The following is a 14,333-nucleotide window of genomic DNA, read 5'->3' as shown; positions in this document are numbered from 1 at the left end:
AAAGCAAACTGGTACCCCAAAACGACACCGTTATAGTAGCGATGTTGGCTAACGGAACCTAGCCAGCCAAGGTTATCTTCCCCTCTGATAACCTTGCTTACCAAACGCCGGAGCGTGCGGAGACTGGCCGCACGTTTCCGGTTCCTTGATTTATGACTCTACCGCCTGAGGCTTCATTCTCATACCAACAATGGCCGACAGCAGGCAACCCATCGCCAGATAGGCAGCAACCAGATGCCAGGAGCCGTCCATCAACTCCACCAGCAAGACGGCAATAAACGGCGTGAAACCACCGCCGACCACGCTGGCAACCTGATAACCCACACCGGCCCCGCTATAACGGTAGGCAGTACCAAACAATTCGGTGAACATCGGCTGCTGCACGCTAACCAGCATGTCATGCGCCATATTCCCCAGCATGATGGCAAAGAAGATAATCAGCACCGTATCACGGCTCTCCAACGCCATGAAAAACGGCACCGTGCTGGCAACACCAATCAATGCTCCTGTCACGTAGATCCGCCGCCTGCCAAAGCTGTCGGCCAGATAGGCAAAGAACGGGATCGACACACAGCTCACCGCCCCCACCAGCAAGCCGATATTCAGGAACAGATCCCGTGACAGGCCGAGATGAGTAGTCGAGTAGTTCATGGCAAAGGCCGTCACGATGTACATCGTCAGCAATTCGCCAAATCGCAGGGCAATGATCAACAAGAAGGCCTTGGGATTCTGGCGCAGCGCCTCAAAGATCGGGAACTTGCGTAATTTCTCGGCCCGGGTATGCAGGGTTTTATTGGCCTCAAACTCCTGCGACTCGTCCATGCCGTTACGGATCCACCAGGCAATCGCCACCAATAACAGGCTAAACAGGAACGGCAAACGCCAGCCCCAGCTAATAAATTCCTCGTTGCTGGTGAACTTGCTGACCAGAGAAACCGAACCGGTGGCCAACAGCAGCCCGACGCCAAAACCAATTTGTACGCCACTGCTGTAAAAGGCTTTTCGCTTCTTCGGCGCACTTTCCACCGCCAATAAAGCGGCGCCACCCCATTCGCCACCCACGGCAAACCCTTGTACGGCACGTAGCGCCACCAGCATGACTGGAGCCCACCAACCGACCGAATCAAACGAGGGCAACAGACCGATCAACGCCGTAGAGATCCCCATCATCCAGACGGTGATCATCAACATGCGCTTACGGCCCAGCTTATCGCCGAAGTGGCCGAACACCATGCCACCCAAAGGGCGGAACAGGAAGCCGACGCCAAAGGTGCCAAAAGCGGCCAGCGTGCCCATCGTTGGGCTGACCTGTGGGAAGAATTCGGTGTTAAAGACTAAAGCGGCAACTATTCCGTACAGTAGGAAGTCGTACCAATCGACGACGGCGCCAACAAAGCTTCCCCAGGCGGCACGCCGCGCCCGGCTTTGGGAGTACTGAATTGATGAGGTTATTGCACTGTTTGCAGGGCTGTTGCCACTGACTGATGTAGAGGTATCCATGCCTGTCCCGTTATTTTATGTTTACAGCACTGTACAACAAAAAGCCCCGGCTAGGATAGCCAGGGCTTTAGTCATTCACTGCTTAACGCACAGTCAGGGATGAAGTGACTTATTCGTCACTGCCGCCCAGGTTGCCAGCATTCAGCAATTCGGCCAGGTTGGCTGTCGCTTCTTCCGCGCTGACCTGCGGAACAACCGGAGTTTCACCCAGAGCCTTACGGCGCATACGATCCTGGTGATAAGCGTAACCGGTACCGGCTGGGATCAGACGGCCCACGATGACGTTCTCTTTCAGGCCGCGCAGCTCATCACGTTTACCGGCAACTGCCGCTTCGGTGAGAACGCGCGTCGTTTCCTGGAACGATGCAGCAGAGATGAAGGACTCGGTCGCCAAGGAAGCCTTGGTGATACCCAGCAGATCGCGTGAGAAGGTTGCTTCGATCTTGCCTTCAGCAGCAAGTTTACGGTTAGCAATCTTAACGCGTGACACTTCAGCCTGTTCGCCTTCCAGGAACTCGGTGCTACCAGCGCTAACGATGGTCCCTTTACGCAGCATCTGACGAACGATAACTTCGATGTGTTTATCGTTAATCTTAACGCCTTGCAGACGGTAAACTTCCTGCACTTCGTTGGTGATGTAGCGGGTAACCGCGTGCACACCACGCAGACGCAGGATGTCATGTGGAGATTCTGGGCCGTCAGAAACAACGTCACCACGTTCCACAATTTCACCTTCGAACACGTTGAGCTGACGCCATTTAGGGATCATCTCTTCGTAAGCGTCGCTGCCGTCCAGTGGAGAGATGACCAGGCGACGTTTGCCTTTGGTCTCTTTACCGAACGAGATAATCCCGCTAATTTCAGCCAGGATTGCCGGCTCTTTCGGACGACGTGCTTCGAACAGATCCGCAACGCGTGGCAGACCACCGGTAATATCCTTGGTACCGCCGGATTCCTGAGGAATACGCGCCAGGGTATCACCCGCACCGATCTGAATGCCGTCTTCCAGCTGTACAATCGCTTTACCTGGCAGGAAGTATTGAGCAGGCATATCAGTACCTGGGATCAATACGTCGTCGCCTTTGGCATCAACGATTTTCAGTGCCGGACGCAGGTCTTTACCGCTACCGGTACGCTCTGCGCTGTCCAGTACCACCAGAGAAGACAAACCGGTCAGTTCGTCGGTCTGGCGGGTAATGGTCTGGCCGTCAACCATATCGGCGAAGCGAATGAAACCGCTCACCTCGGTAACGACTGGCATGGTGTGTGGATCCCAGTTAGCAACGGTTTCGCCGCCGTTAACTTCTGCACCATCGCCTTTGCCCATTACGGCACCGTAAGGCACTTTATAGCTTTCTTTGGTACGGCCGAATTCGTCGATCAGCTTCAGTTCGGTGTTACGAGAGGTAATAACCAGCTTGCCTGCGGCGTTCATAACGAACTTCACATTGCTCAGCTTCAGCGTACCCTTGTTTTTCACCTGGATGCTGGATTCAGCAGCCGCACGAGATGCCGCACCACCGATGTGGAACGTACGCATCGTCAGCTGGGTACCCGGCTCACCGATGGACTGTGCCGCGATAACGCCGATGGCTTCACCTTTGTTGATGATGTGACCACGTGCCAGGTCGCGACCATAGCAGTTGGCACACACACCAAAGTCGGTTTCACAGCTAACTACGGAACGGACTTTAACGCTGTCGACAGAGTTCTCTTCCAACAGGTCACAGGTCTTCTCGTTCAGCAGGGTGTTACGTGGCACCAGGATGTCAGCCGTACCCGGCTTGATGACATCTTCGGCAGTCACACGACCCAGAACGCGTTCACGCAGTGGCTCTTTAACGTCACCACCTTCGATAACCGGAGTCATCATGATGCCGTTGTGAGTACCACAGTCGTCTTCGGTAACCACCAGGTCCTGTGCCACGTCAACCAGACGACGGGTCAGATAACCGGAGTTTGCAGTTTTCAGTGCGGTATCCGCCAAACCTTTACGAGCACCGTGCGTGGAGATGAAGTACTGGAGTACGTTCAGACCTTCACGGAAGTTCGCGGTGATTGGCGTTTCGATGATGGAGCCATCTGGCTTGGCCATCAGGCCACGCATACCCGCCAACTGACGGATCTGAGCGGCAGAACCACGAGCACCGGAGTCGGCCATCATAAAGATGCTGTTGAAGGAAACTTGTTGTTCCACCACGCCGTCACGGTTAACCACGTCTTCAACCGACAGGTTTTCCATCATCGCTTTGGCAACACGTTCGTTCGCCGCAGCCCAGATATCGATCACTTTGTTGTAGCGTTCGCCCGCGGTTACCAGACCAGATTGGAACTGCTCCTGGATCTCGGCAACTTCGGTTTCTGCTTCTTCGATGATCTCTGCTTTCTTGGCAGGGATAACCATGTCATCGATACCTACGGATGCGCCTGAACGGGCAGCGTAAGCAAAACCGGTGTACATGATCTGGTCAGCGAAGATAACGGTCGGCTTCAGGCCCAGGATGCGGTAACAGGTGTTCAGCATCTTGGAGATCGCTTTCTTGCCCAAAGGCTGGTTAACGATCGAGTAAGGCAGACCTTGCGGTACGATCATCCACAGGATGGCGCGACCGATGGTGGTATCAATAATGGTGGTCTGGTGAATGGATTCACCTTCGGTATTCTTGATCTCTTCTGTAATACGCACTTTAACGCGTGCGTGCAGAGAGGCCAGACCGGCGCGGTAAACACGTTCAGCTTCTTTAGGACCCGTCAGAACCATGCCTTCGCCTTTGGCGTTAACACAGTCACGAGTCATATAGTACAGACCCAATACAACGTCCTGAGAAGGAACGATGATTGGCTCGCCGTTCGCTGGTGACAGGATGTTGTTGGTAGACATCATCAACGCACGCGCTTCCAGCTGGGCTTCCAGCGTCAACGGTACGTGAACAGCCATCTGGTCACCATCGAAGTCGGCGTTATATGCCGCACAAACCAGCGGGTGCAGCTGGATCGCTTTACCTTCGATCAGAACCGGTTCAAACGCCTGGATACCCAAACGGTGCAGGGTTGGTGCACGGTTCAGCAGTACCGGGTGTTCGCGGATCACTTCGTCCAGGATATCCCAAACGACAGCTTCTTCGCGCTCAACCATCTTCTTGGCGGCTTTGATCGTGGTGGCCAGGCCACGCAGTTCCAGCTTGCCGTAGATGAACGGTTTGAACAGCTCCAGTGCCATTTTCTTCGGCAGACCGCACTGATGCAGACGCAGGTATGGACCTACGGTGATAACAGAACGACCAGAGTAGTCAACACGTTTACCCAACAGGTTCTGACGGAAACGACCCTGCTTACCTTTGATCATATCGGCCAAAGATTTCAGAGGACGTTTGTTGGAACCGGTGATGGCACGACCGCGACGGCCGTTATCCAGCAGGGCATCTACCGCTTCTTGCAGCATACGCTTTTCGTTGCGCACGATGATGTCAGGCGCAGCCAGATCCAGCAGGCGTTTCAGACGGTTGTTACGGTTGATCACGCGGCGGTACAGATCGTTCAGATCTGAAGTCGCGAAACGGCCACCATCCAGTGGAACCAGCGGACGCAGATCCGGCGGCAGTACCGGCAGCACGGTCAGGATCATCCACTCTGGCTTGTTGCCAGACTGCACGAACGCTTCCAGCAGCTTGATACGCTTGGTCAGCTTCTTACGCTTGGTTTCGGAGTTGGTTTCGTTCAGCTCTTCACGCAGCTGCTCACACTCGGCTTCCAGATCCATGTTTTTCAACAGGGCCTGAATAGCTTCCGCACCCATCTTGGCGTCGAATTCGTCACCAAACTCTTCCAGCGCATCCAGATACTGCTCTTCAGTCAGGATCTGACGACGCTCGAGGTTGGTCATACCGCCTTCGATCACCACATAGGATTCGAAGTACAGTACACGTTCGATGTCACGCAGCGGCATATCCAGCAGCAAACCGATGCGCGAAGGCAGCGATTTCAGGAACCAGATGTGCGCAGTTGGGGAAGCCAGTTCGATGTGGCCCATACGCTCACGGCGTACTTTGGTCTGGGTCACTTCTACGCCGCACTTCTCACAAATCACGCCACGGTGTTTCAAGCGCTTGTACTTACCGCACAGGCACTCGTAATCTTTTACCGGCCCAAAGATACGGGCGCAGAAAAGGCCGTCACGCTCAGGCTTGAACGTACGGTAGTTAATGGTTTCCGGCTTTTTAACTTCACCGAACGACCATGAACGGATCATGTCTGGCGATGCCAGAGCAATCTTGATCGCATCAAACTCTTCGGTCTTAGTTTGCGCTTTCAGAAACTTTAATAAGTCTTTCACGGATTGGCTCCTGTCGGAGTTAAACCTGTTGGGCGCACGCTGACAAATCGTGCGCCCGTGTGACCTGAACAACCACCCTCTGACTCCCTAAGGTCGGGAGCCAGAGCCGGAATAGCGATTAGTCGCCTTCCAGTTCGATGTTGATACCCAGCGAGCGGATTTCTTTCAACAGTACGTTGAAGGACTCCGGCATGCCTGGTTCCATACGGTGATCGCCATCCACGATGTTTTTGTACATCTTAGTACGGCCGTTGACGTCATCCGACTTAACGGTAAGCATTTCCTGCAAGGTGTAAGCTGCGCCGTATGCTTCCAGGGCCCATACTTCCATCTCACCGAAGCGCTGACCACCGAATTGCGCCTTACCACCCAGCGGCTGCTGAGTTACCAAGCTGTAAGAACCGGTAGAACGCGCGTGCATCTTATCGTCAACCAAGTGGTTCAGTTTCAGCATGTACATATAGCCGACGGTTACCTGGCGCTCGAACTGCTCGCCGGTACGGCCATCAAACAGCGTAATCTGACCAGAGGTTGGGATGCCGCCCATTTCCAGCAGTTGCTTGATTTCTGACTCTTTCGCACCATCGAAGACTGGGGTTGCGATTGGCATACCTTTTTTCAGGTTCTCTGCCAGACGCAAGACTTCGTCGTCGGTGAAGGTGTTCAGGTCAACTTTCTGACAAACGCCGTCGCCCAGATCGTAAGCCTTCTGGATGAACTCACGCAACTTGGCCACTTCTTGTTGCTGCTTCAGCATCTGGTTGATCTTCTCACCAATGCCTTTCGCCGCCATACCCAAGTGTGTTTCCAGGATCTGACCGATGTTCATACGCGATGGAACGCCCAACGGGTTCAGAACGATGTCTACCGGCGTGCCGTTTTCATCGTAAGGCATATCTTCGATCGGGTTGATCTTGGAGATAACACCTTTGTTACCGTGGCGGCCTGCCATCTTGTCACCCGGTTGGATCTGACGCTTAACGGCCAGATACACCTTGACGATTTTCAGCACGCCTGGTGCCAGATCGTCGCCTTGGGTGATCTTACGACGCTTGGCGTCCAGCTTCTTCTCGAAGTCGGATTTCAGTTCGTCGTACTGCTCTGCCAGCTGTTCCAGCTGGTTTTGCTTGTCTTCGTCGGTCAGGCCCAGCTCCAGCCAGCGATCGCGTGGCAGCTTGCTCAGCTTCTCGGCTTCGATACCACCGTTAACCAGTACCGCGTGGATACGCGCGAACAGGCCAGCTTCCAGGATTTGCAGTTCTTCAGTCAGGTCTTTCTTCGCCTGCTTCAGCTGCATCTCTTCGATTTCCAACGCACGCTTGTCTTTGTCCACGCCATCGCGGGTGAAGACCTGCACGTCGATAACCGTACCGGAAACGCCGTTTGGTACACGCAGAGAAGAGTCTTTAACGTCAGACGCTTTCTCACCGAAGATCGCACGCAGCAGCTTCTCTTCTGGCGTCAGCTGGGTTTCGCCTTTCGGCGTTACCTTACCAACCAGAATGTCGCCACCGGTCACTTCCGCACCGATATACACGATACCGGACTCATCCAGCTTGGAGAGCGCTGCTTCACCCACGTTAGGGATGTCGGCAGTGATCTCTTCCGGCCCCAGTTTGGTGTCACGAGACACGCAAGCCAGTTCCTGAATGTGGATGGTGGTGAAGCGATCTTCCTGTACCACACGCTCGGAGACCAAGATGGAGTCTTCGAAGTTGTAGCCGTTCCAAGGCATGAACGCGACGCGCATGTTCTGACCCAACGCCAGTTCACCCAGGTCGGTAGACGGGCCATCTGCCAGCACGTCGCCGCGCTCGATTGGCTCACCCAGATTCACACAAGGCATCTGGTTGATACAGGTGTTCTGGTTGGAACGGGTGTATTTGGTCAGGTTATAAATATCGATACCTGCTTCACCCGGCTGCATCTCGTCTTCGTTAACTTTGATAACGATACGGGAAGCATCCACGTACTGGATCACACCACCACGTTTGGCAACGGCGGTAACACCGGAGTCAACCGCTACGGCGCGTTCCATACCAGTACCTACCAGCGGCTTGTCAGCACGCAGGGTGGGTACCGCTTGACGTTGCATGTTCGCACCCATCAATGCACGGTTGGCATCATCGTGTTCCAGGAACGGGATCAGTGAAGCACCAACAGAAACGACCTGCTGGGTTGATACGTCCATATAGTCAACCTGGTCGCGGCTAAACAGGCTGGATTCGCCTTTGCTACGACAGGTAACCAGGTCTTCTTCAAAGCGGCCTTCTTCGTCCAGGTTGGAGTTCGCCTGAGCGATAACGAAGTTGCCTTCTTCAATAGCAGACAGATAGTTGATTTCATCGGTAACCACGCCGTCACGCACGCGGCGGTACGGGGTTTCCAGGAAGCCATACTCGTTGGTCTGTGCGTACACGGACAAGGAGTTGATCAGACCGATGTTTGGACCTTCCGGCGTTTCGATTGGGCACACGCGACCGTAGTGAGTCGGGTGTACGTCTCGAACTTCAAAGCCGGCACGTTCACGGGTCAGACCGCCTGGGCCCAATGCAGAGATACGACGCTTGTGCGTGATCTCGGACAACGGGTTGTTCTGGTCCATAAACTGGGACAGCTGGCTTGAACCGAAGAACTCTTTCACCGCCGCCGAAATCGGCTTGGCGTTGATCATGTCCTGAGGCATCAGGGTGTCCAGATCGCCCAGGGACAGACGTTCTTTCACCGCACGCTCAACACGGACCAGACCGACACGGAACTGGTTCTCGGCCATTTCGCCAACGGAACGGATACGACGGTTGCCCAAGTGGTCGATATCGTCCACTTCGCCTTTACCATTACGGATATCGATGAGCTTCTTCATCACTTCGATGATGTCGTCTTTGCTCAGGATGCCCGAACCTTCGATCTCGTCACGCAGCAGAGAACGGTTGAACTTCATCCGGCCAACCGCAGACAGATCGTAGCGGTCTTCAGAGAAGAACAGGTTCTCGAACAGGCTTTCCGCCGCCTCACGCGTTGGTGGCTCACCAGGGCGCATCATGCGGTAGATTTCTACCAGAGCGCTCAGACGATCGCTGGTTGGGTCGACACGTACGGTTTCAGAAATGTACGCACCGTGATCCAGGTCGTTGGTGAACAGCGTTTCGATACGCTTGTGGCCTGACTGGCTCAGCTTGGCCAACAGATCCAGTGACAGCTCCATGTTGGCTGCACAGATCAGTTCGCCAGTATTGGTATCGATATAGTCCTTCGCGACCACTTTGCCCGCGATGTACTCAACCGGTACTTCAATACTGTGGATCTCGTCTTTTTCGAGCTGACGGATATGACGAGCGGTGATACGGCGTGCTTTCTCAACGTAGATCTTACCGTTGGCTTCGATATCGAAGGACGCAGTTTCACCACGCAGACGCTCAGGAACCAGCTCCATCTGCAGCTTGTTATCACGGATCTCGAAAACAATTTTCTCAAAGAACAGGTCAAGGATCTGTTCAGTGGTGTAGCTCAGCGCGCGCAGAATAATGGTCGCAGGCAGTTTGCGGCGACGGTCGATACGCACGAACAGGTTGTCTTTCGGGTCAAACTCGAAATCCAGCCATGAGCCACGGTAAGGGATGATACGTGCGTTATACAGCACTTTACCCGAGGAGTGGGTCTTGCCCTTATCGCTGTCGAAGAATACACCAGGACTACGATGTAGCTGAGATACGATAACCCTCTCAGTACCGTTAATGACAAAGGTACCGTTTTCGGTCATGAGCGGAATTTCGCCCATATAGACTTCTTGTTCCTTGATGTCTTTGACCGTACCTTCTGGCGCTTCACGTTCGTAGATCACCAGGCGCAGTTTTACGCGCAGCGGTGCAGAGTACGTCACACCACGGATCTGGCACTCTTTGACGTCAAACACCGGCTCACCAAGACGGTAGCTAACGTATTGCAGCTCCGAATTGCCACTGTAGCTCTGGATAGGGAAAACAGAACGGAATGCGGCTTCTAAGCCGTATTGCCCTTCTGGATCTTGCTCGATAAATTTCTGGAACGAGTCAAGCTGGATAGAAAGGAGATAAGGTATGTCCAAAACTTGTGGACGCTTACCAAAATCCTTACGAATACGTTTCTTCTCGGTATAGGAGTAAACCATAGGGTTCCTCAGCTCGCTGGAAAGTCGAACCTATCTGTCCGTCCGGATAGGGGACGGTTCATGCAACACCGTTTTGTTGATCGGAAAGCGGGAACACTTTCCGCAATACTCGTTTCTATCACGCTTAAATCATTTCATCGCCGTTGCGGCAGATTCGGCTGCGGCAGAAGGGGCGGTATATTAAGTCGTCGATAGAAAGAAATATTGGGGTTGGCCAGTAGTCAAACAGTGTGAAACTCTACTGACGCCCTACAGCGCAAAAAGGCTGGTGACCAAAAAGTCACCAGCCATCAGTCTGTTAGTTAAAACAGACTGCACTCCAAAAGCAGTGGCTTATTTAACTTCAACTTCAGCGCCAGCTTCTTCCAGAGCTTTTTTCAGTGCTTCAGCGTCGTCTTTGCTGATGCCTTCTTTCAGTGCTGCTGGTGCAGACTCAACCAGGTCTTTAGCTTCTTTCAGACCCAGGCCAGTTGCGCCACGTACTGCTTTGATTACTGCAACTTTGTTCGCGCCGATACCTTTCAGTACCACGTCGAATTCAGTTTTTTCTTCAGCAGCTTCAACAGCAGCAGCAGGACCTGCAGCTACAGCAGCAGCAGAAACACCGAACTTCTCTTCCATAGCGGCGATCAGTTCAACGATTTCCATTACAGACAGAGCTGCAACGCCTTCGATAATTTGGTCTTTAGTGATAGACATAACAAAAGTTCCTAAAATTCAGAAATAGTTTAAATACGTTAGCAAAGGCTAAGAAAGAGTGGCTTATGCCGCTTCTTTCTGATCGCGTACAGCAGCCAGAGTGCGAACCAATTTGCCGGCAGCGGCTTCTTTCATGGTTGCCATCAGGCGTGCGATTGCTTCATCGTAAGTAGGCAGCGTTGCCAAGCGGTCAATTTGTGCCGCAGGGATCAGCTCACCTTCAAAGGCCGCAGCTTTAATCTCGAACTTTGCATTCGCTTTCGCGAAATCTTTGAACAGACGAGCAGCAGCGCCCGGGTGTTCATGAGAAAATGCAATCAAGGTAGGACCGACAAACGTGTCTTTCAGGCATTCGAATGGAGTGCCTTCAACTACGCGACGCATCAAGGTGTTACGAACAACACGCATGTAAACGCCAGCTTCACGACCTGCTTTACGCAGTTCAGTCATTTTATCAACGGTAACGCCACGAGAATCCGCAGCTACCGCAGACAGCGCGCCTTTGGCTACTTCGTTGACTTCAGCAACAATCGCTTGTTTGTCTTGAAGATTTAATGCCATTAGCTTTTTGCTCCTGGATTTAGCCGGGGAAAATCCCCGGAACTCACTTCACTCAACATCTTGGTGTAAACACCCGCTGTTGAGCGGCTTAACACGGTGAGCAGAATCCAGCAAAGACCATTCTTTCAAAAGAAAAAAATACTTTAGGCTCTGTCACCGTCTACGCAGGAAGGATTAAGTGCCTTGCGACACACCTGCGGTCTTGGACGGAGGCCTGGATAGGCCAGGCTCCAACCGAAAATTCTGTTGTCCCGCATAGAGCAGAACCTTGGGGGATAAGATTCTAGATGAATCCAACCCCCAAGTCAAAAGCGATTAATCATCTACCCGTCGCCTTTCAAACTGCAGCGTTGTTACCGGCACTCACTCACCCCAGTCACTTACCCAAAAGTAAGCTCCTGGGGATGAGTGAGCTTGGCGCCTAGCTGCAGCTTGAAATTCATAGGGTATAGAGTGATTAGTTCGCTACAGCAGTCAAGCCGCTTTGATCGATAGCAACGCCAGCACCCATGGTGGTGGAGAGGCTAACTTTCTTGATGTACACGCCTTTTGCCTGAGATGGTTTGGCTTTTTTCAGCGCAACCAGCAGAGACTCAAGGTTTTCCTTCAGCTTGTCTGTGTCGAAATCAACCTTACCGATAGTGGTATGGATGATACCGTTTTTATCGTTACGATAACGAACCTGACCTGCTTTAGCGTTCTTCACAGCTTCAGCAACGTTAGGGGTAACGGTACCCACTTTCGGGTTAGGCATCAGACCACGTGGACCCAGAACCTGGCCCAGTTGACCTACAACGCGCATTGCATCCGGGGAAGCAATAACAACGTCGAAGTTCATCTCGCCTTTCTTGATCTGGTCAGCCAGGTCTTCCATACCTACCAGCTCTGCGCCTGCAGCTTTAGCAGCTTCAGCGTTAGGGCCCTGGGCAAATACGGCAACGCGAACAGAACGACCGGTGCCGTGTGGCAGAACGGTAGCACCACGTACGTTTTGGTCTGATTTACGAGCGTCGATGCCGAGGTTAACAGCAACGTCAACGCTTTCTACGAATTTAGCAGTGGCCAGCTCTTTCAGCAGAGCAACAGCTTCGAGGATGTCATACTGTTTAGTAGCATCAACTTTGTCACGGATCACGCGCATGCGCTTGGTCAGCTTAGCCATTTCTTAATTCTCCACTACCAGGCCCATGGAACGAGCAGTACCTTCGATGGAGCGAATCATCGCTTCAACGTCAGAACCAGTCATGTCCGCAGCTTTGGTTTCTGCGATTTCACGAACCTGTGCACTAGTCACTTTGCCGACTTTATCTTTGTTCGGCTTGCCGGAACCAGACTTAACACCAGCCGCTTTTTTCAGCAGAACTGCTGCCGGCGGGGTTTTGGTTACGAAAGTGAAGGAGCGATCAGAATAAACGGTAATAACAACCGGGATCGGCAGGCCTTTCTCAACGCTGTCAGTCTTGGCGTTGAATGCCTTACAGAATTCCATGATGTTAACACCTTGCTGACCCAGAGCTGGACCAACTGGTGGACTTGGGTTAGCCATACCGGCTGCAACTTGCAGCTTAACGTAGGCTTGTACTTTCTTGGCCATTGAAATTTCCTCGTTTGGGTAATATCGCCTCGCAAGAGGCTCCCCGTGTTTCGCCACGCTACAAGAGCAAGGCATCTAAAAACAAAAGGCGCGAAATTGTAGTTCAATTTCGCGCCTCTGACAAGCCTCAAATCCGCTTGTCGTGCTGATTATTCGATCAGCCTTTTTCGACCTGGCTAAAGTCCAGTTCCACCGGCGTTGCACGACCAAAGATGGAGACAGAGACTTTCAGGCGGCTCTTCTCGTAGTCCACTTCTTCAACGACACCGTTAAAGTCAGCAAATGGACCATCGTTAACGCGCACCAACTCACCCGGCTCGAACAGCGTTTTCGGACGTGGCTTATCACCAGCCTGTTGCAGGCGGTTCATGATAGCATCCACTTCTTTATCGCTGATCGGTGCAGGACGATCGGAAGTTCCACCGATGAAGCCCATCACACGAGGAACACTGCGCACCAGGTGCCAGCTGGCGTCATTCATCACCATCTGAACCAGTACATAGCCAGGGAAGAATTTACGCTCACTCTTACGACGCAGACCACCACGGATTTCTACCACTTCTTCGGTAGGCACCATGACGTCGCCGAACAGCTCTTCCATATCGTGCAGTTTGATATGTTCACGCAGCGATTGAGCTACGCGACCTTCAAAACCGGAAAACGCCTGAACGACGTACCAGCGTTTTTTTGGGGCTTCAGACATTTTAGAACCTCAGGCCAGTAATAAACGATACCAGACGGACCAATATACCATCCAGGCCCCACAAAATCAGTGACATCACGGCGGTTACCGCGGCAACGATCAACGTGGTGTGTAACGTTTCCTGACGAGTTGGCCAGATCACTTTACGTACTTCAGTACGCGCTTCACGCGCAAACGCAACGGTGGCTTTGCCTTTAGTAGTCATCAATGCCACTGCACCAGCAACGGCAATCACCACGACAACGGCCAACGCACGCAGCGGCAGGCTGAAATCACGGTAGTAATAGTTACCGACGATAGCCACAACCAACAGAACGGCGACGATTGACCACTTGGCCGCTTCAAGGCCGCGCCCGCTCCCTTGAGCCTCGGTATTCGCACTCATAAACCAACCTGTCACTAATGATTCGAACAAACAACTTTGCCTCGCAATGCGAGGCAAACCAAACCGAACAGATGCCGCTTGGCAGCATCCCGGTGTTTTACGCCATGACGTATTTCAGTCAATACCGTTTAAGAGCCCATCTCACCAATGATTATGACTGCAAAATCGCTGATGAGATAGGTTCTAGTTCACAGCGTAGAAAAAGGGCATCAAATGATGCCCTTTTATCGCATGTCGCGTCAAATATTATCCGCGATTAAGCGATAACTTTGGCAACAACGCCCGCACCTACAGTACGGCCGCCTTCACGGATTGCGAAACGCAGACCGTCGTCCATTGCGATTGGGTGAATCAAGGTAACAACCATGTTCACGTTATCGCCTGGCATTACCATCTCTACGCCTTCTGGCA

The 14,333-nt window shown here is 52.8% G+C and carries 9 protein-coding genes and 1 pseudogene; all 10 read right to left on the bottom strand.

The genetic code is table 11. The features are described 5' to 3' along the window. Positions 1 to 150: 150 nt before the first annotated feature. Complete coding sequence (gene shiA / locus ACRDCA_RS24795; RefSeq protein WP_438691911.1) at positions 151 to 1,500, bottom strand: shikimate transporter; 1,350 nt, start codon at positions 1,498 to 1,500, stop codon at positions 151 to 153. Between the two features lie 109 nt (positions 1,501 to 1,609). After that, positions 1,610 to 5,833 (bottom strand): DNA-directed RNA polymerase subunit beta', encoded by a 4,224-nt coding sequence (rpoC, locus tag ACRDCA_RS24790; RefSeq protein WP_438691910.1) that lies wholly within the window; start codon positions 5,831 to 5,833, stop codon positions 1,610 to 1,612. 118 nt (positions 5,834 to 5,951) lie between these two features. Further along, positions 5,952 to 9,980 carry a DNA-directed RNA polymerase subunit beta gene (gene rpoB, locus ACRDCA_RS24785; protein WP_438691909.1) on the bottom strand — a complete coding sequence of 1,343 codons (4,029 nt, stop codon included), beginning with the start codon at positions 9,978 to 9,980 and terminating at the stop codon, positions 5,952 to 5,954. Between the two features lie 333 nt (positions 9,981 to 10,313). After that, a complete protein-coding gene (gene rplL / locus ACRDCA_RS24780) occupies positions 10,314 to 10,679 on the bottom strand; it encodes a 50S ribosomal protein L7/L12 (protein ID WP_021182158.1) in 366 nt (121 codons plus the stop codon). Positions 10,680 to 10,742: 63 nt separating this feature from the next. Beyond that, a complete protein-coding gene (gene rplJ / locus ACRDCA_RS24775) occupies positions 10,743 to 11,240 on the bottom strand; it encodes a 50S ribosomal protein L10 (protein ID WP_025121549.1) in 498 nt (165 codons plus the stop codon). 457 nt (positions 11,241 to 11,697) lie between these two features. After that, positions 11,698 to 12,402, bottom strand: a complete 705-nt coding sequence (rplA, locus tag ACRDCA_RS24770) for a 50S ribosomal protein L1 (protein WP_024485330.1) — start codon at positions 12,400 to 12,402, stop codon at positions 11,698 to 11,700. 3 nt (positions 12,403 to 12,405) lie between these two features. After that, entirely contained in the window at positions 12,406 to 12,834 is a 429-nt protein-coding gene (gene rplK / locus ACRDCA_RS24765; RefSeq protein ID WP_438691908.1) for a 50S ribosomal protein L11, read from the bottom strand. A gap of 157 nt (positions 12,835 to 12,991) precedes the next feature. After that, the gene (gene nusG, locus ACRDCA_RS24760; protein ID WP_438691907.1) at positions 12,992 to 13,537 is read right to left on the bottom strand and encodes a transcription termination/antitermination protein NusG; all 546 of its coding nucleotides are present in this window, start codon (positions 13,535 to 13,537) and stop codon (positions 12,992 to 12,994) included. 1 nt (position 13,538) lies between these two features. Next, positions 13,539 to 13,922 carry a preprotein translocase subunit SecE gene (secE, locus tag ACRDCA_RS24755; RefSeq protein ID WP_021182153.1) on the bottom strand — a complete coding sequence of 128 codons (384 nt, stop codon included), beginning with the start codon at positions 13,920 to 13,922 and terminating at the stop codon, positions 13,539 to 13,541. A 256-nt stretch (positions 13,923 to 14,178) separates the two neighbouring features. After that, a pseudogene (tuf, locus tag ACRDCA_RS24750) lies at positions 14,179 to 14,333 on the bottom strand (elongation factor Tu); the annotation flags it as partial.

Source organism: Serratia sp. (in: enterobacteria) (assembly GCF_051654945.1).
Classification (GTDB): domain Bacteria; phylum Pseudomonadota; class Gammaproteobacteria; order Enterobacterales; family Enterobacteriaceae; genus Chania.
The sequence above is the reverse complement of the archived record's forward strand: the minus strand, read 5'-3'. Positions and strand labels throughout refer to the sequence as shown.